Here is a 26,404-nt window from a genome sequence, read left to right as displayed (position 1 = left end):
CCCCCCACGCCACGTCCCGCCACGCGCTAGACTGTCGCCATGCATACTTCGCCCCCCGCAGCCGCATTCCGGCGGCCCGATCTTCACTGTCACTCGGTGTTTTCCGACGGCACCCAGACGCCCGAGGCGTTGGCCGACATGGCCCGCAGCAACGGCGTTGATCTGTGGGCGCTGACCGATCACGACACGGTGGATGGCATCGCGCTGGCGCGAGCTGCGGCGCGTGAGGCAGGCATCGCTTTCCTGAGCGGGGTCGAGATTTCCGTCAGCCTGATGAACGAAACCGTGCACATCGTCGGCCTGGGTGTGGACGAAAACCACCCCGGCCTGCTGACGGGACTGGCGCACATCCGCCACGACCGCCTGGCGCGAGCGCAGCGCATGGCCGATGGCCTGGCCGAAGCCGGCATCCCCGGCGCTTTCGACGGCGCGATGCAGTATGTGCGCAACCCGGATCTGGTCTCGCGGGCGCATTTCGCGCGCTGGCTGGTCGCGCAAGGCGTGTGCCGCCACACGCAGGAGGTCTTCGGCCGCTACCTCACGCCCGGCAAGCCCGGCTATGTGCCGCATGTCTGGGCGACGCTGCAGGACGCTCTGGGCTGGATCGCCGATTCAGGCGGCATCGCCGTGCTGGCGCACCCGGGGCGCTACCGCTACGACGCGCTCCAGCGCGAGCAGTTGCACGAGCAGTTCACCGCGCTAGGCGGCCAGGCGGTGGAAGTTGTCACCGGCAGCCACCGCAGCAGCGACGTCGCCTTTTACGCCCGCGTGGCGCAGGAACGCGGACTGCTGGCCTCGCACGGCAGCGATTTCCACGATCCACACGAGAGCAAAATCCACCTCGGCCAGTGTCCCGACATGCCAGAAGGTCTCACCCCCGTCTGGACGCGGCTGCAAGAGCGCATCCAGCGCCCCGCCCTTCACTGACGGCTTCTTCCCCGCCGAACTTCTGACGACCCGAACCGACTGCCCGCCCCATGGCCCAGAGACTGACGCTCCACCCCGACAACCCGCAGCCCCGCCTGCTGCGCCAGGCCGCCAGCCTGCTGCAGGGCGGCGGCGTGCTGGCCGTGCCCACCGATTCCAGCTACGCGCTGGTCTGCCAGATCGACGACAAGGACGCCGCACAGGCGTTGCGCCAGATTCGCGCTGTCGATGACCGCCATCATCTGACGCTGCTGTGCCGCGACCTGTCCGAGCTGGCCAGCTACGCGCGCGTGGACAACGCGCAGTTTCGCCGCCTCAAGCTGGGCACGCCGGGGCCGTTCACCTTCATTCTGGAAGCGACCAAAGAGGTGCCGCGCCGTCTCTCGCACCCCTCGCGGCGCACCATCGGCCTGCGCGTGCCGGATCACGCCGTGACTCAGGCGCTGCTGGCCGAGCACGGCGGCCCGCTGCTGGCCACGACGCTGATTCCGCCGGGCGAGACCGAGCCCCTGAACGACGCCGACGACATCGACAGCCACTTCGGCAAGCGCCTGGCCGTCATCATCGACGCGGGCGCCTGCCCCATGCAGCCGACCACCGTCGTGGACATGAGCGACGACAGCGCGCCCGTCATTGTGCGCATCGGCCAGGGCGATCCGGCGCTGCTGGGGCTGGACGCATGAGCGCTATCGCTCCCCTTTCGTCCCCCGCCATGGCCCCGGACGCCAGCGGCGGCGAACTGGCCGGAAAACACATTCTGGTCGCCCTGTCTGGCGGCATCGCGGGCTACAAGATTGCCCAGCTGGTGCGCGATCTGGGCCGCGCGGGCGCCACCGTGCAGGTCATGATGAGCGATGCGGCGCAGCGCTTCATCACCCCGCTGACGCTGCAGACGCTGTCCGGCCGCGAGGTCATCACCAGCAGCTGGCAGGGCCGCGCGGGGCTGGACGGCAACGCCATGCCGCACATCAACGCCACGCGCGAAGCCGACCTGATGCTGGTCGCTCCGGCCAGTGCCAACACCCTGGCGCAGATCGCGCTGGGCCTGTCCGACAGCCTGATCGGCCTGACCGCGCTGGCCCGCCCGCCCGGCTGCCCGCTGGCCGTCGCGCCCGCCATGAACCGCGAAATGTGGGCCAACCCGGCCACGCAGCGCCACGTGCGTCAGCTCGCCGCCGACGGCATCGCCCTGTGGGGCCCGGCCAGCGGCGATCAGGCCTGCGGCGAAACCGGCGATGGCCGCATGATCGAGCCCGCCGAGCTGCTGGAGCGCTGCATCGCCGCGCTCACGCCCAAAACCCTGGCGGGACGCCGCGTGCTGGTCAGCGCCGGACCCAGCTTCGAGGCGCTGGACCCGGTGCGTGGCCTGACTAACCGCTCCAGCGGGAAAATGGGTTTTGCCATCGCCCGCGCCGCCGCGCAGGCCGGGGCCGAGGTCACGCTGCTGGCCGGGCCGGTCAGCCTGCCCACGCCCGTGGGGGTGCGCCGGGTGGATTTTTCCAGCGCGCAGCAGCTGCTGGACGCCGCGCTGCCGCTGGCCGACCAGAACGACGTGTTCATCGCCACCGCCGCCGTCGCCGACTGGCGCCCGGTCGAAGTGTCAACCCACAAAATCAAGAAAGCGCCCGGCAGCGCCCCACCCGCCGTCGCCATGACCGAAAACCCCGACGTGCTCGCCACCCTGGCCGCGCTGCCGCGCGCGCGCAGCGGCCAGCTCTATTGCGTGGGTTTCGCCGCCGAGAGCCAGAACCTGGTCGAACTGGCCAGCGCCAAACGCCTGCGCAAAGGCATTCCGCTCATCGTCGGCAATTTGGGCCCGGACACCTTCGGCCGCGACGACAACAGCCTCACCCTGATCGACGCCAGCGGCGCACAAACCTGGCCCACCGCCAGCAAAACCGCCCTAGCGCGACGGCTGGTGGACGAAATTGCGCGGCGGCTGCCCCCTTCTTCGACCGCATCATGACAACTGCACGCCCCACCATCGCTTTTCGCCTGCTCGACGAGCGCCTGGCGCCCCACGCGCCCGACACCAGTGCCAGCGCCTACGCCACGCCCGGCAGCGCTGGACTGGATCTGCGCGCCTGCATCGATGCACCGCTGACGCTGCAGCCCGGCCAGTGCGAGCTGGTTTCGACCGGCATGGCCATCCACATCGGCGACCCGGCCTACGCGGCAATGATCCTGCCCCGCTCGGGTCTGGGCCACAAAAACGGCATCGTGCTGGGCAACCTCGTGGGCCTGATCGACTCGGATTACACCGGGACGCTGATGGTCAGCTGCTGGAACCGCAGCAGCCAGCCTTACACGCTACAGCCGCTGGATCGACTGGCGCAGCTCATCATCGTCCCGGTGGTTCAGGCGCAGTTCCAGCGCGTGGAGGCCTTCGGCGACAGCCAGCGCGGCGCGGGCGGATTTGGGTCGAGCGGGGTGAAATAAGTCCGACCCAGCCCTCTCGCGGGCCCCCCCTCCACGGCGGGGAATCTGGGCTCGCTGTGTGCGAAAAGAGAGTGATTAGTGGGTTTGCGCCCGCCACTTCGCCGCGAACAGCGTGCGGAAGTTGCGCGTGGTGGCGCTGGCCAGATCGTGCAGCGCTTCGCCGCGCAGCTCGGCCAGGAAGGCCGCGACGTGCGAGACGAAAGCCGGCTGGTTGGTCTTGCCCCGGTGTGGCACGGGCGCCAGGTAAGGGCTGTCGGTTTCGATGAGCAGCCGATCCTGCGGCAGCCAGCGGGCCACGTCCTGCAGATCGCGGGCATTTTTGAAGGTGACGATGCCCGACAGCGAGATGTAAAACCCCAGCTCCAGCGCCTGACGCGCCACGGTGTCGGTTTCGGTGAAGCAGTGGAAAACGCCCGTCACCGGCCCGGCGCGCTGGGCTTCGCGCAGCATCGCCACCGTGTCTTCGCTGGCGCTGCGGGTGTGGATGATGAGCGGCAAACCGCTGCGCTGCGCTGCTTCGATGTGTACGGCAAAGCGGTCGCGCTGCCACTGCATGTCGGCCACGGTGCGCTCGCCCAGGCGGTAGTAATCCAGCCCCGTCTCGCCGATGCCCAGCACGCGCGGGTGCTGCGCCCAGTGGCACAGATCGTCCACTGTGGGCTCGGTCACGCCCTCGTTGTCGGGATGCACGCCCACCGTCGCCCACAGCGGGGCGTGGTTTTCGGCCAGGCGGATCACGTCGGGCAGGGTTTCCATCAGCGTGGAAATGCACAGTGCTTCATCGACCTGAGCGGCGCGCATCGCGGCCAGCACGGCGGACATGTCGGCAAAATCGGGGAAATTGAGGTGGCAGTGGGAGTCGGTGAACATGGCAATCAGAGCGTGAAGGTCGGCAGGGTCGAGGCCATCAGCGTGCCCAGCTGGGCTTCAATGCGCTGGCGCAGGCCGCTCTGGGCGCTGTCGCGCGAGAAGCGGATGCCCACGCCCCGCGGCCGACCCGCTCCGGCGTGCGCGGGGGTGATCCAGGCGATGGTGCCGGTGACGGGAATGGGTTCGGGGCTGTCGGGCAGCCCGATGTCGATGGCGACGCGGTCGCCCAGGCGCAGCTCGCGCGTCGTTGGGATAAACAGGCCGCCTTCCAGAAAGAGCGGCATATAGGCCTGGTAGAGCGCCTGGACATCGCCATAGACATGCGGCGCCAGGGAAATCACGGGAGACGGGCTTGCAGACATGCGGGCATTTTAGCGGCAAAGCCGCCCGGCGTCAGGGCCATCCAGCCCCGCCTGGCCCCGGTGTTCAGGCCGCCAGACGCCACTGCAGCAGCGCGGGCAGCAGGATGGCGGCGTTCCAGGCGTGGCCTTCGTGGCGCACCAGCGCGGTCAGTCGCTGGCCCCAGCGCGCCAGTGTGGCCAGGGCTTCGCCGGGCCGCCGGGCGTCCAGATCGTTGAGGTCTGTCGACCAGACCGCCAGCGCATCCGCCGGGAAAAACTGCGGCGTTCCGCCCAGATGCGCGCACTGAAGATCGTGCACCAGCTTGATCAGGCTGGCCAGCAGCACCGGCAGCGGCCAGTCGGCCAGCGCGGGCGCTTCGCCCTGCAGTGCGCGGGCCGGCAGGCGCTGCCAGGCGGCGGCGCTGATGCCCTGGGCGTAAAGCTCCAGCGCGCGCAGCGCCGTGCCTGCGGCGGCCAACAGCACGGGCGCGTCGCCGCCGATGTGGCCGCTCAGCCAGGGCAGAACCTGATCCGGCAGCACGGGCGGAAGATCCAGGCGCTGGCAGCGGCTGCGCACGGTGGGCAGCAGGCGGCCGGGGTCGTCCACGCACAGCAGCAGCCGGGTCTCGCCGATAGGCTCCTCCAGCGTCTTGAGCAGGGCGTTGGCGCTGATGTCGTTCATGGCCTGAGCGGGCGACAGCACCATCACCCGGCGCGGGCTGTGCTGCGGCGGGCGCTGCGCCCAGGCAATTGCAGCGCGTACGGCGACCACGCGCAACTCGGCGCTGGGCTTGCGCGGTTTTTTGCCGGCCGCAGCGGGTTTGGCCTCGTCAACGGCTTCGCCCGCGTTGGCCAGCTCCCAGGCCTGCGCCTGCGCTTCGCTGCTGACCCAGCAGACATCCGGATGCTGGCGCGCCGCGAACCAGCGGCAGGGCTGGCACTGGCCGCAGGCCAGCGGGCTGGGCTCGCCCCGCTGGCGGGCCGCGGCCGCGCTGTCGCACAGCCAGGCCTTGGCCCAGGCGGCGGCGGCGGGAAGCTGGCCCGCGCCCGGCGCGCCGCAGACCAGCGCCGCGTGGCCGCGCCAGTTGTCCAGCCAGTCGCGCACCGGGTCGGCCAGCCAGGGCAGGCCAGCGTCCGCCTCGTGCAGCCAGCGGGCCGCGAGCTGGGGCGTGCTCACCGCGCCCGGCCCGGCCACCAGGCCTGCAGCGCCTGCAGCACCTGGGTGCCGACGCCGTCCAGCGGCTGGCCCGCGTCAATGCGCACCACGCGCTGCGGGTTCTCGGCGGCGCGGCGGGCGTAGCCGTCGCGCACGCGGGCGAAAAAGGCTTCGTCCAGCGCCTCCAGGCGGTCGCTGGCCCGGGCGGCGGCGCGGCGGCGCGCAGCGGTAGCGGGGTCGACGTCAAACCACAGGGTCAGATCGGGGCCGGGGCCGCCGTCCAACACCCAGGATTCCAGCGTCTGCAGCGCGGACCAGTCAAAGCCGCGCCCGGCGCCCTGATAGGCGAAGGTGGCGTCGGCGAACCGGTCACTGACCACGCAGCGGCCCTGCGCCAGCGCGGGCGCAATGCGCGTGCGCCAGTGGTCGCGGCGCCCGGCAAAAACCAGCAGCGCTTCGGTCAGGCCGTCCATCTCGCGGTTCAGCAGCAGATCGCGCAGGGTTTCGGCCAGCGGTGTGCCGCCGGGTTCACGCGTCTGCACGACATCCTCGCCCTGATCCTGCAGCCAGCGCGAGATGGCGCCCAGATGGGAAGATTTCCCCGCGCCATCGATCCCTTCCAGGCTGATGAAGCGGCCGCGCGGCGCGGCGCTCATGGTTTCTTCCCCCGGATGTAGCGGTCCACCGCCTGGTTGTGCTCGTCCAGGCTGGCGCTGAACTGGCTCTCGCCGTTGCCACGCGCGACAAAGTAAAGCGCGTCGGTGGCGTCGGGTTTGGCCGCGGCGTCCAGCGACGCCTGGCCGGGCAGCGCGATGGGCGTGGCAGGCAGCCCGGCGCGCGTGTAGGTGTTCCAGGGCGTGTCGGTGTCCAGATCGCGGCGGCGGATGCGGCCCTGGTAGGCCTCGCCCATGCCGTAAATCACGGTGGGGTCGGTCTGCAGCCGCATGCCTTTGCGCAGGCGGTTGATGAACACGCCCGCCACCTTGCCGCGATCCGGGCCGTGGCCGGTTTCCTTCTCGACGATGGAGGCCAGCTTGAGCAGCTCTTCCGGCGATTTCAGCGGCGAATCCGGCGCGCGCTGCGTCCAGGCCTGATCCAGACGCTTCTGCATGGCGCGATAGGCCTGCTTCCAGATCAGCCAGTCGCTGCTGCCCAGGGTGTAGCTGTAGGTGTCGGGGAAGAACTGGCCTTCGGGCGGGACGCCGGGCGCGCCCAGCTTGTCCATCAGCTCGGCGTCGGACCAGGCGGCGGTTTCGTGGGTCAGGTCGTCGGCCTTGGCCAAAGCGCGGCGCATGGCGGCGAAGGTCCAGCCTTCGGTGATGCGCACGCGCAGCAGCACCTGCTCGCCACGCATCATTTTTTCGGCCAGACGGCGGGCACTGTCGCCCCGGCGCAGCTCGTAGCCGCCCGCGCGCAGACGGCCATCACCGCCCCAGCCCTCCTGAAAGCGCAGCGCCAGCGCCAGCAGGCGCGGATCAGCCTGCACGCCGCCCGCCACCCAGAGCTGCGCGGCCTTGCGTGCGCCGGTGCCTTCGGGGATGACGACGCGCACGCGATCCTGCGCCAGCGGCAGCGGGCGGCCCAGCCACAAGTAAGCCGCCAAGGCGCAGGCGCCTGCCAGAAGCACAAACGCCAGCAGCACTTTGGGCCACCAGCGGCGGGTCGGCCGGGAAGAAAATCGTCGTCGGGCCATGCCCGGCTCTCCTGGTTGGGTTGTCCTGAATCCTGCGGCCTGCGAGCCGGGGCTCTATGATAGCGGCGCCCGTCGGGACTTCCTCCCGGCTGTGCTTCCCGGCTGTACTGACCGCCCCTAAGACGACTTCCCGGATTGCCCATGAACCCGACTTTTCTGCCCGCCCTGCCCGCCAGCTGCCCCGTGACCGGCTGGGGCGTCATTGCTGCTGAAGGCGCCGATGCGCGCTCGTTCCTGCACGGCCAGCTCAGCCAGGATGTGTCCAGCCTGGCCGCCAGCGCCTGGCGCCTGGCCGCCTGGTGCAGTCCCCAGGGCCGGATGCTGGCCAGCCTGTGGCTGCTGGCGCCCGCGCCTGACCAGGTGTTGATGCTGTGTCCGCAGGATCTCATCCCCGTGACCGTCCAGAAGCTGTCGATGTATGTGCTGCGCGCCAAGTGCCGCCTGCGCGACGCCAGCGCCGACTGGCAGCTCCACGGCCACGCAGGCACGCCGACGGGTCTTCCTGCTGATCTGGCCGCTGAACTGGCAGGTTATGCGCCCGGCAGCAAAGCCGTCGCGCCAGACGCCACCGGCCGCCTGTGGCTGGAAGCGGGCGGCGCCGCCAGCACGCTGCAGCCCGCCGCGCTGCCGCTGGATCTGGACACCACACCCGCCACCGTACCGCTGCAGCGCTGGCTCAGCCTCACCCCCGCCCGCGCCGCTGCCCCTGCGCACGACCCGGCCGACCCCGCGCTGTGGGCGCTGTCCAGCGTGGCGCTGGGCTGGCCGCAGATCAGCCTGGCGACGCGCGGGCACTTTGTGCCGCAAATGATCAACTGGGAACTGCTGGGCGGCGTCAACTTCCGCAAAGGCTGCTATCCGGGCCAGGAGGTGGTCGCGCGCAGCCAGTACCGGGGCACGACCAAACGCCGCGCGCTGACGTTTGCAGCGGAGGGCACGGCCGCCGATGGCGCTGCCGCAACAGAATGGGCCGGGCGTGAGGTGCTGCTGCGCACGGGCGACACGCTTGCGGCCGTGGGCGAAATCATCCAGGCCGCATCGATGTCAGGACCATCCGGTGCCGTGTTCGGCCTGATGGAGCTGCAGCTCAGCGCGCTGGACGCTCTGGCGGCAGGCGCCACGCTGCATTTGGGAGAACCGGCCAAGGCCGAGGGCGAAACGCCCGCACAAGCTGCTGCACCCGCCACACCCACCCCGACAGGACCAGCGCTGACACTGCTGCAGCCGGCTTACGCGCTGGCGCGGGCGCAGGATTAAAGCGGCGCAGGCGCAGGCTTCAGGTCATGCCCTTCATCGCCTGCGCCATGATGCGCACGCGCACCGCGCGCGGCAGCAGTGCCAGCGCGTAGCCCATCAGGCTGGCCAGGCGACCCGGCCGCACGGTGCCCAGAAGGCCCAGCGCCATCAGGCTGTAGCGGGCGACTTCATCGGGCGTGTCGGCGCGGGTGATGGCCATTTTGGACCGTGCCGCAAAGCCGGTGTTGACCGGGCCTGGCGCCACGGCCAGCACCTCGACGCCGCGCCCGCGCCACTCCTGGCGCAGGCCTTCGGCCAGGGTCTGCACATAGGCCTTGGTGGCGGCGTAGTGCGCCGAGCGGGGCACGCCCTGAAAAGCCACGATGGAACTGAGCAGAATCAGCCCGCCGCGCCCGCGCTGCACCAGGCGCTGACCCAGGTGCCAAGCCAGCGTGGTGGTGGCTTCACAGTTCAGGCGCAGCATGTTGAGCTCGTTGTCCAGATCGGAATCCAGAAAATCGCCGCTGCTGCCAAAACCGGCGGCGCACACGGCCAGACCCACGTCCAGCCCGTCGGAGGCCTCGCGCACGGCGGCCTGGCCTTCGGCGCTGCTCAGGTCGGCCGCCAGCACGCGACACTGCACGCCGTGCGCGGCCTGCAGATCGTCAGCCAGCGCCTGCAGCACGGCTTCGCGGCGCGCCACCAGCAGCAGGTTCAGGCCCCGCGCAGCCAGCGCAGTAGCGAAGCTGCGGCCGATGCCGTCCGAGGCGCCGGTGACCACGGCCCAGGGGCCATAGCGCAGGGAAAATTCACTGGACCTTATGGTAGGGCTTCCGTTCGGGCTTGCAGTCATGTCATCTCCAGGCGGTGTTTTTGAATCGTGCATGAAAAAAGCAGCCCGCAGGCTGCTTCTCTCGTGGGGAGACGAAAATGTCCGCTTATTTGCGCAGGTGGGCAAACTTGTTGCGGAACTTCTCGACGCGACCGCCCAGCGTATCCACCGATTTCTGCTGGCCGGTGTAGAAAGCATGCGATTCGCTGGAAGTTTCCAGCTTGAACAGCGGCATCTCGCGGCCATCGACGGTGATCATCTCACGACCGGGAGCGCAGGAGCGGATGATGAACTGCATGCCATTGGATTGATCCAGGAAGCACACGTCGCGGTAAGTGGGGTGAATGCCTTCTTTCATGGGGTCCTCTTGAGTTTCGGTAGCCACGGGCGCATGACAGTTCAGTCAGCGGGGCCCGCACTTGCCGGGGAAAAAACGCCCAAGAAACCCTTGAGCGCTAGAAAACGCGCATTGTATCAGCCGCCGCGCTTCATCAGGTCGAAAAAGTCGTTGTTGTTCTTGGTGGACTTCATTTTGTCCAGGATGAATTCCATCGCCTCGATTTCGTTCATGGGATACAGCAGCTTGCGCAGGATCCAGGTTTTCTGCATGACGGCGGGGTCGAGCAGCAGCTCTTCGCGGCGCGTGCCCGACCTGTTGAGCAGGATGGACGGGTAGACGCGCTTTTCGGCCATGCGGCGGTCCAGGTGGATCTCGCTGTTGCCCGTGCCCTTGAATTCTTCGTAGATCACCTCGTCCATCTTGGAGCCGGTGTCGGTCAGCGCGGTGCCGATGATGGTCAGCGAGCCGCCCTCTTCCACATTGCGCGCCGCGCCGAAAAAGCGCTTGGGGCGCTGCAGCGCGTTGGCGTCCACGCCGCCCGACAGCACCTTGCCGCTGGAGGGCAGCACGTTGTTGTAGGCGCGTGCCAGGCGCGTGATGCTGTCCAGCAGGATGACGACATCTTTCTTCAGCTCGACCAGGCGCTTGGCGCGCTCGATGACCATTTCGGCGACCTGGACGTGGCGCGCAGCCGGTTCGTCAAAGGTTGACGAAATCACTTCGCCGCGCACCGTACGCACCATCTCCGTCACTTCTTCGGGGCGCTCGTCAACCAGCAGCACGATGAGGTGGATTTCGGGGTGATTGGCGACCAGCGCGTGCGCCAGGTGCTGCATCATCACCGTCTTGCCCGATTTGGGCGGCGCCACCAGCAGGCCGCGCTGGCCTTTGCCGATGGGAGCGATCAGGTCAATGATGCGGCTGGTGATGTTCTCTTCGCCCTTGATGTCGCGCTCGAGCCGGAAACGGTCGTCCGGGAACAGCGGCGTCAGGTTCTCGAACATGATCTTGTGCTTGTTCTCCTCGGGCGTGATGCCGTTCACGCGGTCGACCTTGACCAGCGCGAAATAGCGTTCGCCGTCCTTGGGCACGCGCACCTCGCCCTCGATCATGTCGCCGGTGTGCAGGTTGAAGCGGCGCACCTGGCTGGGGCTGAGGTAGATGTCATCGGTGGACGCCATGAAGCTGGTGTCCAGTGCGCGCAGGAAGCCAAAGCCGTCGGGCAGCACTTCCAGGACGCCGTCGCCAAAGACCTGTTCGCCCGCCTTGGCGCGCTTTTTCATGATCGCGAACATCAGCTCCTGCTTGCGCAGGCGGGCGACGTTTTCGATCTCGAGTTCCTCGCCCATTTTGATCAGGGCGGAAACGTGGAGAGCTTTCAGTTCAGAAAGATGCATGGTGTGAAATCGGGGGAAAAGGGGGAAGACCGCTGGATGCTCTGAGGCTTCAGGCCGTTCAGCACCGGGTGCAGCGGACGAAAGAATCGGGGAGATCGGGGGAGCTGGGATCGGGGCCGTGGCCCGGGACACTGTTGTGACTCTCGGACGGGAGCGGCGAAAGGAAAATGCCGCTTGGGCCATTAAAGCTCAGGATTCTTTTGAATCTGATCCAAAGCGAAGCGATTATAAGGGGATTGCACGCGGCATCGCTCAGTGAGGCCTGAACGCTACATTCAGCCCTGGCTGAAGCAGTACTGTGCACAGATGCACTGCTGTAGGGCTTTGTCGCAAGGCCGCGTTGGGAGCGCTGTGTTAGATTGGCGACTGTTCCGCGAAAGACACGCGGACAGTGCCTTCCCGTGAGCCCACTCGCGACCGGATACGCAATCCGCCCATCGGTGCAGCCGAAGCGCGGAAGGTTGATTCAAACCCATCAAAGCCCTGCAGACCGGGGCGAAAGGTGAGCACAGCATGATGCAAGAATACCGCCTGAACTCCTACCTGTTTGGCGGCAACGCCCCTTACGTCGAAGAGATGTACGAGGCCTACCTCCTGAATCCGGGCAGCGTTCCGGACAACTGGAAAGCCTACTTCGACGCGCTGGCGCATCTGCCTGCCACCGACGGCTCCGAATCCGCCGACATCCCCCACGCCCCCATCATCGAATCGTTTGCCGAGCGCGCCAAATCCGGCGGCTTCCGCCAGAAGGCCTCCAGCGCCGATCTGGACATCGCCCGCAAACAGCTGCACGTGCAGTCCATCATCGCCGCCTACCGCAACATTGGCGTGCGCTGGGCCGAACTCTCCCCCATCAAGCTGACCCAGCGCCCCGATCTGCCCGATCTGGAGCCCGCGTCCTACGGCCTGTCCGCCGCCGACATGGACATGACCTTCAGCGCGACCAACACCTATTTCACGTCGGCCGAGCACATGACGCTGCGCGAGATCGTGCAGGCGCTGCGCCAGACCTACTGCGGCACCATCGGCGCCGAGTTCATGCACACCACCAACCCCGACGAAAAACGCTGGTGGCAGCAGAAACTCGAATCCGTGCGCGCCCGACCGACCTTCACCGCCGAGCAGAAAAAAGGCTTCCTGCAGAGCCTGACCAATGCCGAAGGCCTGGAGCGTTATCTGCACACCAAATACGTCGGGCAGAAGCGTTTCTCGCTGGAAGGCGGCGAATCTTTCATCGTCTCGATGGACACCCTGATCGAATCGGCTGGCCAGGCCGGTGTGCAGGAAGTGGTGATCGGCATGGCCCACCGCGGCCGCCTGAACGTGCTGGTCAACACCCTGGGCAAGATGCCCAAGACGCTGTTCGCCGAGTTCGACCACACCGCGCCGGAAGATCTGCCCGCCGGTGACGTCAAATACCACCAGGGCTTCTCCAGCGATGTGTCCACGTCGGGTGGCCCGGTTCACCTGTCGCTGGCCTTCAACCCCTCGCACCTGGAAATCGTCAACCCGGTCGTCGAAGGCTCGGTGCGGGCCCGCATGGACCGCCGGGGCGACGCCAAGGGCGCGCAGGTGCTGCCCGTGCTGGTTCACGGCGACGCCGCCTTCGCCGGCCAGGGCGTGGTCATGGAAACGCTGGCGATGGCGCAGACGCGCGGCTACTACACCGGTGGCACCGTCCACCTGGTCATCAACAACCAGATCGGTTTCACCACGTCTGATCCGCGCGACACGCGCTCGACGCAGTTCTGCTCGGACGTGGTCAAAATCATCGAAGCGCCCGTGCTGCACGTCAATGGCGACGACGCTGAAGCCGTCGGCTGGTGCACGCAGCTGGCGCTGGAATACCGCCAGACTTTCCACAAGGATGTGGTTGTGGACATCGTCTGCTACCGCAAACTGGGCCACAACGAGCAGGACACCCCCGCGCTGACCCAGCCCCTGATGTACCGCCTGATCAGCCAGCACCCCGGTTCGCGCCAGGTCTACGCCGACAAGCTGCTGGCTCAGGGCCTGCTGGCCGAAGGCGAGGCCGAAGAAATGGTCAAGGCTTACCGCGCCGCCATGGACGAAGGCCGCCACACCAAGGCCCCGGTGCTGACCAACTTCCAGAGCAAATACGCCGTCGACTGGTCGCCCTACCTGGGCAAAAAGTGGACCGACGAGTGCGACACCGCCCTGCCCCTGCCCGAGTGGAAACGCCTGGCCGAGCGCCTGGTTGAAGTGCCTGAAGGCTTTAACGTGCACCCGCTGCTCAAGCGCGTGCTGGACGACCGCGCCAACATGGGTCGCGGCGAAGCCAATGTGGACTGGGGCATGGGCGAGCACATGGCTTTTGCCTCGCTGCTGGCCACGGGCTACAACATCCGCCTGTCGGGCGAGGACTGCGGGCGCGGCACCTTCGTGCACCGCCACGCCGTGTGGCACGACCAGCAGCGCACGACCTGGAACGTCGGCACGCACATTCCGCTGGAAAACGTCACGCCCGATCAGGGCCACTTCACCGTCATCGATTCGCTGCTGTCGGAAGAGGCCGTGCTGGGCTACGAGTACGGCTACGCCAGCGCCGACCCGCGCACCATGACGATCTGGGAAGCGCAGTTCGGCGATTTCGTCAACGGCGCCCAGGTGGTCATCGACCAGTTCATCGCTTCGGGCGAAGTCAAGTGGGGCCGCTCCAACGGCCTGGTGATGATGCTGCCGCACGGCTACGAGGGCCAGGGGCCTGAGCACAGCTCGGCGCGCATCGAGCGCTTCATGCAGCTGGCCGCTGACAACAACATGCAGATCTGCCAGCCGACCAGCGCCAGCCAGATCTTCCATCTGCTGCGCCGCCAGATGATGCGCATGTTCCGCAAGCCGCTGGTGATCTTTACCCCGAAATCGCTGCTGCGCAACAAGGACGCGACCTCGCCCATCGCCGAGTTCACCGACGGCGAATTCCAGACCATCATCGGCGACCGCAAGGCCGATCTGGTCGCCGACAAGGTCAAGCGCGTGCTGCTGTGCTCGGGCAAGGTCTACTACGATCTGGTCAAGAAGCGCGAAGAACTGCAGTCCGGCGATGTGGCCATCGTGCGCGTCGAGCAGCTCTATCCCTTCCCGCACAAGGCCTTCGCCGCCGAGCTGGCGCGCTACAAGAACGCCACCGAGCTGGTCTGGTGCCAGGACGAGCCGCAGAACCAGGGCGCCTGGTTCTTCGTGCAGCACTACATCTACGAGAACATGAAGGCGCGCCAGAAGCTGGCCTACGCCGGTCGCCCCGCTTCGGCCTCACCCGCCGTGGGCTACAGCCACCTGCACGTCGAACAGCTCAAGGCGCTGCTCGAACAGGCGTTCGGCAAGTTCAAAAGCTACACCCTGAGCAAGTAAGCCTTCCCCCTTCCCGGTTTTTCAAGATCTGCCCTGAAAGAGACTAGACCATCATGGCCCTCGTAGACATCAAAGTTCCCGAACTCTCCGAATCCGTTGCCGAAGCCACGCTGCTGACGTGGAAAAAGCGCCCCGGCGAAGCCGTCAAGGCCGACGAAATCGTCATCGAAATCGAAACCGACAAGGTCGTGCTGGAAGTGCCCGCGCCGTCGGCCGGTGTGCTCTCGACCATCCTGGCCGATGACGGCGCCAGCGTGACGACCGCCCAGGTCATCGCCCAGATCGACACCGAAGCCACGGCGGGCGCCTCAGCGGCAGCCGCTCCGGTGGTGGACGGCCAGGTGAAAAGCGCCCCGGCCACCAGCACCAGCGCGGCGGCAGCCGGTGGCCAGGCCATGCCGGCCGCCGCCAAGATTCTGGCCGACGCTGGTCTGCCTGCCGGGCAGGTCAGCGGCACGGGCAAGGACGGCCGCATCACCAAGGGCGACGCGCTGGCCGCTGTCGCGGCGGCCGCTGCAGCGCCCGCTCCGGCTCCGGCCGCGCCCGTGGCCCTGAGCAGCGGCGTCAAGGTCACCCCGCCCAGCGTGGTCACCAACGCCCTGCCCGCCGTCACCGTGAGCACCAGCGCCGCCGACCTGGCCAACCGCCCCGAGCAGCGCGTGCCGATGTCGCGCCTGCGCGCCCGCATCGCCGAGCGTCTGGTGCAGTCGCAGTCGACCAACGCCATCCTGACCACCTTCAACGAGGTCAACATGGCCCCGCTGATGGACATGCGCAAGCGCTTCCAGGAGAAGTTCGAGAAAGAGCACGGCGTCAAGCTGGGCTTCATGAGCTTCTTCGTCAAGGCCGCCGTGCACGCGCTCAAAAAATTCCCCGTGCTGAACGCTTCGGTGGATGGCAACGACATCGTTTACCACGGCTATTTCGACATCGGCATCGCCGTGGGTTCGCCGCGCGGCCTGGTCGTGCCCATCATCCGCAACGCCGACCAGCTCAGCTTTGCCGACATCGAGAAGAAAATCGCCGAATTCGGCCAGAAAGCCAAAGACGGCAAGCTGGGCATTGAAGAGCTGACCGGCGGCACGTTCTCGATCAGCAACGGCGGCACTTTCGGTTCGATGCTGTCCACCCCCATCATCAACCCGCCCCAATCGGCCATTCTGGGCGTGCACGCCACCAAGGACCGCGCCGTGGTCGAAAACGGCCAGGTCGTCGTGCGCCCGATCAACTATCTGGCCATGTCCTACGACCACCGCATCATCGACGGCCGCGAAGCCGTCCTGGGCCTGGTCGCCATGAAAGAAGCGCTGGAAGACCCGGCACGGCTGCTGTTTGAGCTGTGATCTGACATCAATGTGAGTCCATCGCCCTGCCCGGGTCATCTTTGGCCCAGCGGGCGATGCGACTGACCAGATTCAATGTGCACCAGCCCAGTTCCTGACCCCATGTCCGACGATTACTCCGCGCTCTTTGCCCGGCAGACGCCGGTGCGGGGCAAGTATTACGAGCGGGCCCTGCGGCAGTGCAACCTGGTCGCCATCGACCCGGACCTGCTGGAGGTTTTTGCCAGCGCGGCGGAGCTCAATGCTGCGCTGCGCGGCCTTGTCGAGGCTGCGCGCCACGTCCGGGCCAAAGGCTGACGGCCCCCAATTCACTTACCGAGATCAATCATGAGCTATCAAACTTTCGACGTCGTCGTGCTGGGCGCAGGCCCCGGCGGCTATGTGGCGGCCATCCGTGCGGCGCAGCTGGGCAAAAAAGTGGCCTGCGTGGACGCCTGGAGCAATGCCGAAGGCGGCCCCGCGCCGGGCGGCACCTGCACCAATGTGGGCTGCATCCCCAGCAAGGCGCTGCTGCAGTCCAGCGAGCACTTTGAACACGCCCGCCTGCATTTCGCCGACCACGGCATCAGCACCGGCACCGTCAAAATGGATGTCAGCAAAATGCTGGCCCGTAAGGATGAGGTCGTCAAGCAGAACAACGACGGCATCCTCTATCTGTTCAAGAAGAACAAGATCACCTTCTTCCACGGCATGGGCGAATTCACCGGCAAGCTGGACGCCGGGTACGAGCTGGCTGTGGTCAGCGGCGCCGAGCGCCAGGGCCTGATCGCCAAAGAGGTCATCGTGGCCACGGGCTCGAGCGCCCGCCCCCTGCCCGGCGCCGATTTCGACGAGCAGCTGATCCTGTCCAACGACGGCGCACTGCGCGTGGGCGCCGTGCCCAAGCGCCTGGGCATCATCGGTGCGGGCGTCATCGGCCTGGAACTGGGCTCGGTCTGGCGCCGCCTGGGCGCTGAAGTCACCATTCTGGAAGGCGCTCCGACCTTCCTGGCCGCCGTGGACGCCGGGGTCGCCAAAGAGGCCCAGAAGCAGTTCACCAGGCAGGGCCTGACGATTGAAACCGGCGTGACCATCCACGGCGTGAAAACCGCCAAAAAATCGGTCAGCGTCAGCTACACCAGCGCCAAGGGCGACCCGGTGACGCTGGATTGCGACCGCCTGATTGTCTCCATCGGCCGCGTGCCCAACACCCAGGGCCTGAACGCCAAAGCCGTCGGCCTGCAGCTGGACGAGCGCGGCGCCATCGTCGTTGACGACGACTGCCGCACCAATCTGCCCGGCGTCTGGGCCGTGGGCGACGTGGTGCGTGGCCCCATGCTGGCGCACAAGGCGGAGGAAGAAGGTGTGGCCGTGGCCGAGCGCATCGCGGGCCAGCACGGCCATGTCGATTTCACGACCATCCCCTGGGTGATTTACACCAGCCCGGAAATCGCCTGGGTAGGCCGCACCGAGCAGCAGCTGAAAATGGACAACGTGGCCTACAAGGCGGGCCAGTTCCCCTTCCTGGCCAACGGCCGCGCGCGGGCGCTGGGCGACACCACAGGCTTCGTCAAGATTCTGGCCGATGCCAATACCGACGAAATCCTCGGCGTGCACATCATCGGTCCGCAGGCCTCGGAGCTGATCTCCGAAGCCGTCGTCGCCATGAACTTCAAGGCCTCCGCCGAAGACATCGCCCGCATCTGCCACGCCCACCCTTCCCTGTCGGAATCGACCAAGGAAGCCGCTCTGGCGGTAGACAAACGGACGCTGAATTTCTGATCAACGCCTGATCGCGGTTCCAACCCCAGGGCCGGAAACAATAAAGCCCCCGCAGTTCTGCTGCGGGGGCTTTTTCATGGTGCGTCAGGCGCAATCAGGCCAGATGAGCCTCACCGGCTAGACGGAAAACTGAACACTGCCCCCTCGCGCACGCCCGCTGAGGGCCAGCGCTGGGTGATGGTTTTGCGCTTGGTGTAAAAGCGCACGGCGTCCGGGCCGTAGGCATGCAGGTCGCCGAAGAGGCTGCGTTTCCAGCCGCCGAAGGAGTGGTAAGCCACGGGCACGGGCAGCGGCACGTTGACGCCGACCATGCCGATCTGGATGTGGTCGGTGAAGTAGCGCGCCGCCTCGCCGTCGCGGGTGAAAATGCAGGTGCCGTTGCCGTATTCGTGGGCGTCGATCAGGGCCATGGCTTCCTGCAGCGAAGCCACGCGGACCACGCCCAGGACCGGGCCGAAGATTTCTTCGCGGTAGATCACCATGCCGGGCTTGACGCGGTCGAACAGGCAGGGCCCCAGGAAATAGCCCTGCTCGTGGCCAGGAACGACCAGGCCGCGGCCATCGACGATCAGGTCGGCGCCTTCGGCCACGCCCTGGTCCACGTAGGCGCGCACCTTGTCGCGGTGCGCCTGCGTGACCAGCGGGCCCATGTCGCAGGCGGCCTGCGTGCCAGGGCCGACTTTCATGGCGGCAATCTGCTCCTTCAGGCCAGCGATGACGCGGTCGGCGGTCTGGTCGCCCACCGCGACGATCAGCGGAATGGCCATGCAGCGCTCGCCGCACGAGCCGTAGGCCGCGCCCATCAGCGCGCTGACCGCGTTGGCGATGTCGGCGTCGGGCATGACGACGGCGTGGTTCTTGGCGCCGCCCAGCGCCTGGACGCGCTGGCCGTTTTTGCAGCCCTGGGCGTAGATGTATTCGGCGATGGGCGTGGAGCCCACAAAACTGACGGCCTTGACGCGCGGATCGGTCAGCAGCGCGTCCACCGCCTCGCGGTCGCCCTGGACGACGTTGAGCACGCCCGGCGGCAGCCCGGCCTCTTCGGCCAGCTGGGCGATGCGCAGGGCGCTGGAGGGATCGCGCTCGGACGGTTTCAGCACAAAGGTGTTGCCGCAGGCCACGGCCATGGGCCACATCCACAGCGGCACCATGGCCGGAAAGTTGAAAGGCGTGATCCCGGCAGCGACGCCCAGCGGCTGCATCTCGCTCCAGGAATCGATGCCCGGGCCGACGTTGCGGCTGTGCTCGCCCTTGAGCAGCTCGGGCACGTAGCTGGCGTACTCGACGTTTTCGATGCCGCGCTGCAGCTCGCCCGCCGCGTCGGCCAGCACCTTGCCGTGCTCGCGCGTGATCAGGGTGCAGATTTCGTCGGAATGCTGCTCCAGCAGCACCTTGAGCTGGCTCATCACCCGCGCGCGCTTGAGCGGCGGCGTGTTGCGCCAGGCCGGAAACGCCGCCTGCGCGGCTGAAATGGCCGTCTGCACCGTCGCGGTGTCGGCCAGCGCCACTTCGGCCACGGCCTGGCCGGTGGCAGGGTTGTAGACCGGCTGGCTGCGGCTGCCGCCCGGCAGGGCCGAGCCGTTGATCCAGTGGGTGATGCGGGTGTCGGTCATGGACTGTCTCTCGAAGAAAGGGATGAATCAGGCCTGCTCTTTGAGCGCCTGCGCCAGCGTGCCGACCAGGTGGTCAATCTCGCCGGTTTCGATGACAAAGGGCGGCGCCAGCTGGAGGGTGTCGCCGCCGTAGCGCACGTAAACACCGCGCTGCCAGCAGCGCATGGCGACCTCGTAGGGGCGGCGGGCGGGCTCGCCGGGCAGTGCAGTCAGGGTGATGCCCGCGGCCAGACCGATGTTGCGGATGTCAGTGACGTGCGGCAGGCCGCGCAGGCCGTGGACGGCGTTCTCGAAGTGCGCGGCGCGGGCGCGAACCAGTGCCGGAGCGTCCAGGCGCGTCCACAGATCCAGCGCCGCGTTGCCGGCTGCGCAGGCCACCGGGTGCGCCGAGTAGGTGTAGCCGTGCGGGAACTCCAGCATGTAGTCCGGACCGCCCGCCGCCATGAAGGTGTCGTAGATGCCCGTCGTGGCCGCGACCGCGCCCAGCGGCTGCGCGCCGTTGGTGATCTGCTTGGCCATGGTCATGATGTCGGGAGTGACGCCGAAAAACTCCGCGCCCGTGGCCGCGCCCAGGCGGCCAAAGCCGCAGATGACCTCGTCAAAAATCAGCAGGATGTCGTGCGCGGTGCAGATCTCGCGCAGGCGCTGCAGATAGCCCTGGGGCGGAATCACCACCCCGCCCGAGCCGGACATGGGCTCGACGATGACGGCGGCGATGTTGCTGGCGTCGTGCAGCGCGATCAGGCGCAGCAGCTCGTCGGCCATTTCGGCGCCCTGCGTGGGCACGCCCCGGCTGAAGGCGTTGGCGGCCAGCTGGGTGTGCGCCAGATGATCGGCCTCGATGCCCTGCCCGAAATGCTTGCGGTTGGCGCCAATGCCGCCCACCGAAATGCCGCCAAAGTTGACGCCGTGATAGCCCTTCTCGCGGCCGATCAGGCGGGTTTTCTGACCCTGACCGCGCGCGCGCCAGTAGGCGCGGGCCATTTTGAGCGCGGTGTCGGCGGCCTCGGAGCCCGATCCCACAAAAAACACGCGATCCAGGCCGTGCGGCAGCAGCTCGGTGATGCGGTTGGCCAGCTCAAAAGAGCCCGGGTGGCCAAACTGGAAGGCCGGGCAGTAATCCAGGCGCGCCACCTGCTCCTGCACAGCGGCGGTGATTTCGGCGCGGCCGTGGCCCAGGCCGCAGGTCCACAGGCCAGAGAGCCCATCCAGAATCTGGCGCCCGTCAGCGTCCGTGTACCAGCAGCCTTTGGCCGCGGTGATCAGGCGCGGATGGGCCTTGAAATCGCGGTTGCCGGTGTAGGGCATCCAGTGCGCGGCCAGCCAGTCGGCGTCGGTGCGCGGCTGCGCGCTGTTGACGGGCATGACGGCGCTGCGGGGAAGGGTCGGATTCATAGAAGGCTCCGGTGGGGGAATATCCGCATTGTGGCGCGGCCGTTTGCTCTTATAAATGATGATCCACCCATATTTGGTTGAAACTATATGCAAGCATCATCCCCCCCGGTGACGGGCCAGCTGGCCGATGTCGATCTGCGCCTGCTGCGCGTGTTCAAGGCCGTGGCCGAGTGCGGCGGCATGGCCAGCGCCGAACTGGAGCTGAACATCGCCATGTCCACCATCAGCCGCCACATCAAGGATCTGGAGGAGCGTCTGGGCCTGGTGCTGTGCCGCAGGGGGCGCGGCGGCTTCGCGCTGACGCCTGAGGGCGTGCAGGTCTACGACGCCGCCCTGCAGCTGCTGGCCGCCACCGAGGCCTTTCGCGGCCACCTGCACGATGTCCACCGCCGCCTGGGCGGCGATCTGCACGTGGCGCTGTTCGAGAAGACCGCGTCCAACCCCGAGGCGCGCATCGCGCAGGCCGTCGCGCGCTTTCACCGCGCCGCACCGCAGGCCACGCTGCACCTGCACGTCGGCGCCATCGGCATGATCGAGCGCGGCGTCATCGACGGCCGCTACCACCTGGGCATCATCCCCGGCCACCGCGAATCCGGCACCCTGGCCTACAGCGACCTGTTCGGCGAAACCATGCAGCTCTACGCGGGCGCGGGGCACGCCTGGTTTGACGCCAGCGCCAGCCGCCCGGAGCCCGGCTGGGACGATCTGCGTCAGCAGGCCATCGCGGGGCTGGGCTACCACTCTCCCAATATGGGCCTGATGCACAGCCAGCGCCTGGAGCGCCGCGCCACCGCCAGCGACCAGGAGGCCGTGGCCACGCTGATCCTGTCCGGGGCGTTTGTCGGCTTCCTGCCCGATCACTATGCGCAGCCCTTCGTCGCCGACGGCCGCCTGCGCGCCATCGCGCCGGGCACATTGCAGTACACCTGCCGCTACTTCGCCATCGTGCGCCGTTCGCCCGCGCCGCTGCGCCTCACGCAGGCCTTCCTGGACGCGCTGGCCTCAGAGCAAGGCCTCAGCGCGGCTGCAGCAGCTCCAGCACCATCTGCGTGATCAGCGCGGCGGCGGCGTCAAAATCGGCCGCTTCCAGCGCCGGTTTGCCCAGCAGCAGCGCGTACTGCGGCGCCGCGTCGGCGTAGGCCTGCGTGGCCGACCACAGCACGAACATCAGGTGGGTGAAATCGACGGCGGCGATGCGGCCTTGCGCGGCCCACTTCTGCAGCGTGGCCAGATCGTGCTGCAGCACCGGCCCGACGCGCTCGACGATGACCTCGCGGTAGCGCGACGCCCCGGACAGCAGCTCGCGGGCGTAAACGCGCGATCCATAGGGGTGCTCCATCGAATGCCGCATCTTGGCCTCGATGTAGGTGCGCAGGCCCTGCTGCGGGTCGTCCGCCGCCGACAGCGCCACCATGTTGTCCAGCCACTGGCTGACGATGTCGTCCAGCACGCGCAGATACAGCGCCTCCTTGCTGGGGAAGTAGTAAAACAGCCGGTGGCGGCTCATGCCCGCGCCTTCAGCGATGCGGTCTAGGCTGGCCCCTTCAAAGCCCTGCAGCGCAAAATGCTGCGTGGCGCTGTCCACGATCAGGGCTTCGCGGTCGTCGCGGGTGGGGCGTGGGGGGGTGGTTGGCGTCATGGGTCAGAGGGGATATCAAAACCCGGAGTCTTTTTCCTCTGGATTTTCTTCTGCGCTTTTTTGACGGTATCCAGAAATACCGCCTCTACCTCGGACGGTTGCTCGGCGTGACAGGCGCGGAACTTGGCGTATTCGGCTTCGGCGTGAGCCAGTGCGTTCTGGTGACTGACATAGCCTGCACCTTGCAGGGTTTTTCCGCCCATAGCGGTGATCAGCTGCGTCAGATGTGCCAGCCAGTCCTTCATATAGGTGGGCTCGTGATTCATGGCACGGAACTCGGCGGCGTCGAAATAGGCCGACACCAGCGTATTCAGGCGCTTGAGTTCGTCGGCATTCAGATAGTTTTTGGCATTGCCCACTTCAGCCTTGGTGGGCTGTGCGCCCATAAAGGACAGCAAACCCATGAAGGGCTTGCCTGCATCGGCGCGCTGCGCAATGACCTCGGCCGCCGTTTGACCGTGGGCGGCGTAGTGCAGTTTGTTTTGCACGGTCTTGAAGAACAGCTGGCTGGCTTCGGCCCCGGGGTCGTAATCGACACTGGTGGCATAGAGGTCCAGCACCTGACGGTAGAGCACCTTTTCGCTGGATCGGATGTCGCGAATGCGGTCCAGCAGCTCTTTCCAGTAGATGCCCCCACCCAGGTTCTTCAGGCGCATATCGTCCATGGCGAAGCCCTTGACGAGGTACTCGCGCAGGCGCTCGGTGGCCCAGATTCGGAACTGGGTTGCGATGACGGACTTGACGCGATAGCCCAGCGAGATAATGAGGTCGAGGTTGTAAAAGGGCAGTCCCCGGGTGACCTGGCGGGTACCCTCTGTGCGAACCTGTCGGAATTCCCGACAGGTTGACTCCTGGCTCAATTCGCCTTCTGCGTAGATGTTGGCGATGTGCTCGACGACGTTGCTGCGCGATGTCTGAAACAGTTCCGCCAACTGCTGCTGGCTCAGCCAGACGGTATCGCCATCAAGCCGTACATCAATGACCGGGGCGTCGCCACGCTGGTACAGGATGATTTCACCGCCGGGCTGCTGACTCATGCCTGTTCTCTTTTGGTTACCGCCGAAGGTATCACTGTACCGGGTCCGACCTCACATCCCAGCCCCTTGCGCCCCGGAAATCCCGCGGGTTTATCCCAATGGCCGAATTTTACTCAGAAGTAAAAACTGCGCTCCATGCCCGGCCTGACCGGGTCGTCATCAGGGAGAGGCGCATGGAAGTCCACGATGTCAACACCCCCGGCCTGTGCGCCGCGCGGTTGTCGCCCGCCGAGCTGGCGGCCCATTTTGACGAGGCGCATCCGCCGCTGACGCCCAGCCAGGCGCAGATCGAGGCCGAGCGCTGCTACTACTGCCACGACGCGCCCTGCACCACCGCGTGCCCGACGGGCATCGACATCCCCTCCTTCATCGCGCGCATCGGCCAGGGCAACCTGCGCGGCGCGGCGCAGGCCATCCTGGAGGCCAATCCGCTGGGCGGCATGTGCGCCCGCGTCTGCCCCACCGAGGTGCTGTGCGAGCAGGCCTGCGTGCGCAACACGCAGCAGACCCAGCCGGTCGAGATCGGCCTTCTGCAGCGCCACGCCACTGACGCGCTGATGACGCAACCCCAGCCGCCGCTCTTCACCCGCGCCCCAGCCACCGGGCGCCGCGTGGCGGTGGTCGGTGCGGGTCCGGCCGGGCTGGCCTGTGCGCACGGCCTGGCGCGGCGCGGCCACGACGTCACCCTGCTGGACGCCCGTCCCAAGCCCGGCGGCCTAAACGAATACGGCCTGGCCACCTACAAGACGCCCGGGGATTTCGCCCAGCGCGAAATCGACTGGCTGATGTCCATCGGCGGCATCACCTGGCGCGCCGGGCAGACGCTGGGGCAAGACATGTCGCTGGCGGACCTGCTGCGCGATCACGACGCCGTGTTTCTGGGGCTGGGTCTGGCGGGCGTGAATGCGCTGGCGCTCGCAGGCACCGACAGCCTGCCTGGCCTGCCAGGTTTTCGCGATGCGGTCGATTTCATCGCTGACCTGCGCCAGGCGCCGGACAAGACGAAGCTGGCCGTCGGGCGCCAGGTGGTGGTGATCGGCGGCGGCATGACGGCGGTGGACGCGGCAGTGCAGGCGAAACTGCTGGGCGCGCGCGAGGTGACGCTGGTCTACCGGCGCGGCCCGCAGCACCTGTCCGCCTCGGCCCACGAGCAGGACTGGGCGCGTCAGAACGGCGTCACCCTGCGCTGCTGGCTGGCGCCGCAGCGGCTGGTGGTCGACAACAGCGGAAGCGGTCCGGACGGCCCGCACCTGACGGGGCTGGATTGCGTGCGCACCGAGCTGGTGGACGGCCAGCTGCGCCACAGCGACGAGACCATACACCTCCCCGCCGACATGGTGCTGCGCGCCATCGGCCAGCAGGCCGATTTCCCGGCGCTTCAGGTCTCGGGCGACGCCGGACGCATCGCCCTGAAAGACGGACGCATCGTCACCGATGACAGTGGCCGCACGGGCCTGGCCCGCGTCTGGGCGGGCGGCGACTGCCGCCATGGCGGGCGCGATCTGACGGTGGAAGCCGTCGAGCACGGCAAACGCGCCGCCCTCGACATCGACGCCCATCTGCGCGGCACAAGCCTCACAAATGCCGCAATGGCCGCACAGGCCAGCGCCTGAAAGGAGACACCCCATGGCTGATCTCAGCACCGAATTTCTGGGCATCCGCAGCCCCAATCCCTTCTGGCTGGCGTCCGCGCCGCCGACCGACAAGGCTTACAACGTCATCCGCGCTTTCGAGGCCGGCTGGGGCGGCGTGGTCTGGAAAACGCTGGGCGAGGATCCGCCCGTGGTCAACGTCAACGGGCCGCGCTATTCCACGCTGCTCTCGCCCGACCGCAAGGTGCTGGGCTTCAACAACATCGAGCTGATCTCCGACCGGCCGCTGAAGGTGAATCTGGACGAAATCCGCCAGGTCAAACGCGCCTTTCCAGACCGCGCCATGATCGTCTCGCTGATGGTGCCGTGCACCGAATCGTCGTGGCGCAACATCCTGCCGCAGGTCGAGGACACCGGCGCCGACGGCATCGAACTGAACTTCGGCTGCCCGCACGGCATGAGCGAGCGCGGCATGGGCGCGGCGGTGGGCCAGGTGCCCGAGTACATCCAGAGGGTCACGCAGTGGTGCAAGCAGTACAGCCGCCTGCCGGTCATCGTCAAGCTCACGCCCAACATCACCGACGTGCGCTTCCCGGCGCGGGCGGCCAAGGCGGGCGGCGCGGACGCGGTGTCGCTGATCAACACCATCAACTCCATCATGGGCGTGGACCTGGAGCGCATGACCATGCACCCCAGCACCGGGGGCCTGGGCTCGCACGGCGGCTACTGCGGTCCGGCGGTCAAGCCCATCGCGCTGAATATGGTGGCCGAAATCGCCCGCGATCCAGCCACGGCCGGGCTGCCCATTTCCGGCATTGGCGGCGTCAGCACCTGGCGCGATGCGGCCGAGTTCATCGCTCTGGGCTGCGGCACGGTGCAGGTCTGCACGGCCGCGATGGTCCACGGTTTTCGCATCGTGCAGGACATGTGCAGCGGCCTGTCGGGCTTTCTGGACGCCCAGGGCTACGCCAGCGTGCAGGAGCTGGTCGGCCGCGCCGTACCCAGCGTGACCGACTGGCGCCACCTGAACCTGAACCACGTCGACAAGGCCGTCATCAACCAGGATCTGTGCATCTCGTGCGGGCGCTGCCATGTGGTCTGCGAGGACACCTCGCACCAGGCCATCAGCGCCACGAAAAACGGCCAGCGCCACTTCGAGGTCAAGGACGACGAGTGCGTGGGCTGCAACCTGTGCGTCTCGGTCTGCCCGGTGCCGGACTGCATCACCCTGCGCAGCCTGCAGCCCGGCGAGGTGGACGCCCGCACCGGCCGCCCCGTCAGCGCCGAAGTGCTGACCTGGAAGGAGCATCCGAACAATCCGATGCGCCAGCCTGCTGGTTCGCCCGCTGGATCGCCCGCCTGAATCCGGGCATGATGTTTCAGAGAATGACCCTGACAAATTAGCCCCCAACCCACCCCCG

Annotated in this window: 24 protein-coding genes; 12 read left to right on the top strand and 12 right to left on the bottom strand. The window is 67.3% G+C overall.

The genetic code is table 11. The features are described from left to right. Positions 1–39 precede the first annotated feature (39 nt). The 4 genes from RV045_RS10800 to dut are packed head-to-tail and all read left to right on the top strand — an operon-like array spanning position 40 to position 3,366. A complete protein-coding gene (locus tag RV045_RS10800) occupies positions 40–927 on the top strand; it encodes a PHP domain-containing protein (protein ID WP_423235795.1) in 888 nt (295 codons plus the stop codon). A 50-nt stretch (positions 928–977) separates the two neighbouring features. Further along, entirely contained in the window at positions 978–1,610 is a 633-nt protein-coding gene (locus tag RV045_RS10795; RefSeq protein WP_423235794.1) for an L-threonylcarbamoyladenylate synthase, read from the top strand. Next, on the top strand, positions 1,607–2,893 hold the full coding sequence (gene coaBC / locus RV045_RS10790; protein WP_423235793.1) for a bifunctional phosphopantothenoylcysteine decarboxylase/phosphopantothenate--cysteine ligase CoaBC: 1,287 nt from the start codon (positions 1,607–1,609) through the stop codon (positions 2,891–2,893). Before RV045_RS10795 ends, coaBC begins: the two co-directional genes overlap by 4 nt. Further along, positions 2,890–3,366, top strand: coding sequence for a dUTP diphosphatase (dut, locus tag RV045_RS10785; RefSeq protein WP_423235792.1), 477 nt, complete (start codon positions 2,890–2,892; stop codon positions 3,364–3,366). The genes coaBC and dut overlap by 4 nt, the downstream gene beginning before the upstream one ends. Positions 3,367–3,441: 75 nt before the next feature. On the opposite strand, the gene RV045_RS10780 is transcribed toward dut, so the two are convergent. From RV045_RS10780 to mltG, 5 genes are all read right to left on the bottom strand, one after another. Beyond that, on the bottom strand, positions 3,442–4,236 hold the full coding sequence (locus RV045_RS10780; RefSeq protein WP_423235791.1) for a TatD family hydrolase: 795 nt from the start codon (positions 4,234–4,236) through the stop codon (positions 3,442–3,444). Between the two features lie 5 nt (positions 4,237–4,241). Then, positions 4,242–4,598, bottom strand: coding sequence for a PilZ domain-containing protein (locus RV045_RS10775; RefSeq protein ID WP_423235790.1), 357 nt, complete (start codon positions 4,596–4,598; stop codon positions 4,242–4,244). Positions 4,599–4,662: 64 nt separating this feature from the next. Beyond that, entirely contained in the window at positions 4,663–5,754 is a 1,092-nt protein-coding gene (locus RV045_RS10770; RefSeq protein WP_423235789.1) for a DNA polymerase III subunit delta', read from the bottom strand. Continuing rightward, complete coding sequence (gene tmk / locus RV045_RS10765; RefSeq protein ID WP_423235788.1) at positions 5,751–6,389, bottom strand: dTMP kinase; 639 nt, start codon at positions 6,387–6,389, stop codon at positions 5,751–5,753. Before tmk ends, RV045_RS10770 begins: the two co-directional genes overlap by 4 nt. Continuing rightward, complete coding sequence (gene mltG, locus RV045_RS10760) at positions 6,386–7,426, bottom strand: endolytic transglycosylase MltG (protein WP_423235787.1); 1,041 nt, start codon at positions 7,424–7,426, stop codon at positions 6,386–6,388. The genes tmk and mltG overlap by 4 nt, the downstream gene beginning before the upstream one ends. 141 nt (positions 7,427–7,567) lie before the next feature. On the opposite strand from mltG, the gene ygfZ reads away from it, so the two are divergent. Further along, positions 7,568–8,683, top strand: coding sequence for a CAF17-like 4Fe-4S cluster assembly/insertion protein YgfZ (gene ygfZ, locus RV045_RS10755; RefSeq protein WP_423235786.1), 1,116 nt, complete (start codon positions 7,568–7,570; stop codon positions 8,681–8,683). A 19-nt stretch (positions 8,684–8,702) separates the two neighbouring features. Here the strand turns inward: ygfZ and RV045_RS10750 are convergent, their stop codons facing one another. From RV045_RS10750 to rho, 3 genes are all read right to left on the bottom strand, one after another. Further along, a complete protein-coding gene (locus RV045_RS10750; protein ID WP_423235785.1) occupies positions 8,703–9,515 on the bottom strand; it encodes an SDR family NAD(P)-dependent oxidoreductase in 813 nt (270 codons plus the stop codon). Positions 9,516–9,600: 85 nt separating this feature from the next. Continuing rightward, a complete protein-coding gene (locus RV045_RS10745; RefSeq protein ID WP_423235784.1) occupies positions 9,601–9,852 on the bottom strand; it encodes a type B 50S ribosomal protein L31 in 252 nt (83 codons plus the stop codon). A 116-nt stretch (positions 9,853–9,968) separates the two neighbouring features. Beyond that, positions 9,969–11,231 carry a transcription termination factor Rho gene (gene rho / locus RV045_RS10740; protein ID WP_423235783.1) on the bottom strand — a complete coding sequence of 421 codons (1,263 nt, stop codon included), beginning with the start codon at positions 11,229–11,231 and terminating at the stop codon, positions 9,969–9,971. A 513-nt stretch (positions 11,232–11,744) separates the two neighbouring features. On the opposite strand from rho, the gene RV045_RS10735 reads away from it, so the two are divergent. From RV045_RS10735 to lpdA, 4 genes are all read left to right on the top strand, one after another. Next, positions 11,745–14,603 (top strand): 2-oxoglutarate dehydrogenase E1 component, encoded by a 2,859-nt coding sequence (locus RV045_RS10735; protein ID WP_423235782.1) that lies wholly within the window; start codon positions 11,745–11,747, stop codon positions 14,601–14,603. Positions 14,604–14,656: 53 nt separating this feature from the next. Next, positions 14,657–15,946 (top strand): 2-oxoglutarate dehydrogenase complex dihydrolipoyllysine-residue succinyltransferase, encoded by a 1,290-nt coding sequence (odhB, locus tag RV045_RS10730; RefSeq protein WP_423235781.1) that lies wholly within the window; start codon positions 14,657–14,659, stop codon positions 15,944–15,946. A 102-nt stretch (positions 15,947–16,048) separates the two neighbouring features. Continuing rightward, on the top strand, positions 16,049–16,243 hold the full coding sequence (locus tag RV045_RS10725; RefSeq protein ID WP_423235780.1) for a hypothetical protein: 195 nt from the start codon (positions 16,049–16,051) through the stop codon (positions 16,241–16,243). A gap of 30 nt (positions 16,244–16,273) precedes the next feature. Beyond that, positions 16,274–17,707 (top strand): dihydrolipoyl dehydrogenase, encoded by a 1,434-nt coding sequence (gene lpdA, locus RV045_RS10720; protein ID WP_423235779.1) that lies wholly within the window; start codon positions 16,274–16,276, stop codon positions 17,705–17,707. A 110-nt stretch (positions 17,708–17,817) separates the two neighbouring features. Here the strand turns inward: lpdA and RV045_RS10715 are convergent, their stop codons facing one another. Together RV045_RS10715 and aptA are read right to left on the bottom strand one after the other, a co-directional pair. Further along, positions 17,818–19,320, bottom strand: a complete 1,503-nt coding sequence (locus tag RV045_RS10715) for a CoA-acylating methylmalonate-semialdehyde dehydrogenase (RefSeq protein WP_423235778.1) — start codon at positions 19,318–19,320, stop codon at positions 17,818–17,820. Between the two features lie 27 nt (positions 19,321–19,347). Further along, positions 19,348–20,715, bottom strand: coding sequence for an omega-aminotransferase AptA (gene aptA / locus RV045_RS10710; RefSeq protein ID WP_423235777.1), 1,368 nt, complete (start codon positions 20,713–20,715; stop codon positions 19,348–19,350). Between the two features lie 87 nt (positions 20,716–20,802). Here aptA and RV045_RS10705 point away from each other — a divergent pair, with 87 nt between their 5' ends. After that, a complete protein-coding gene (locus RV045_RS10705) occupies positions 20,803–21,768 on the top strand; it encodes a LysR family transcriptional regulator (RefSeq protein ID WP_423235776.1) in 966 nt (321 codons plus the stop codon). Here RV045_RS10705 and RV045_RS10700 read toward each other — a convergent pair. Continuing rightward, positions 21,731–22,354: a TetR/AcrR family transcriptional regulator gene (locus RV045_RS10700; protein WP_423235775.1), complete on the bottom strand. Its 624-nt coding sequence runs from the start codon at positions 22,352–22,354 to the stop codon at positions 21,731–21,733. The genes RV045_RS10705 and RV045_RS10700 overlap by 38 nt on opposite strands. After that, positions 22,351–23,391 carry a virulence RhuM family protein gene (locus RV045_RS10695; protein ID WP_423235774.1) on the bottom strand — a complete coding sequence of 347 codons (1,041 nt, stop codon included), beginning with the start codon at positions 23,389–23,391 and terminating at the stop codon, positions 22,351–22,353. Before RV045_RS10695 ends, RV045_RS10700 begins: the two co-directional genes overlap by 4 nt. Positions 23,392–23,564: 173 nt before the next feature. Between RV045_RS10695 and RV045_RS10690 the strand changes: the two genes are divergently transcribed. Both RV045_RS10690 and preA read left to right on the top strand, forming a co-directional pair. Continuing rightward, positions 23,565–25,004: an NAD(P)-dependent oxidoreductase gene (locus RV045_RS10690; protein WP_423235773.1), complete on the top strand. Its 1,440-nt coding sequence runs from the start codon at positions 23,565–23,567 to the stop codon at positions 25,002–25,004. 13 nt (positions 25,005–25,017) lie between these two features. Then, a complete protein-coding gene (preA, locus tag RV045_RS10685) occupies positions 25,018–26,346 on the top strand; it encodes an NAD-dependent dihydropyrimidine dehydrogenase subunit PreA (protein WP_423235772.1) in 1,329 nt (442 codons plus the stop codon). Positions 26,347–26,404: the final 58 nt, after the last annotated feature.

The sequence above is a fragment of the Amphibiibacter pelophylacis genome, assembly GCF_037688875.1.
Taxonomy (GTDB): Bacteria; Pseudomonadota; Gammaproteobacteria; order Burkholderiales; family Burkholderiaceae_C; genus Amphibiibacter; species Amphibiibacter pelophylacis.
Note: the sequence above shows the minus strand (reverse complement) of the source record. Positions and strands in the feature narration are given on the sequence as shown.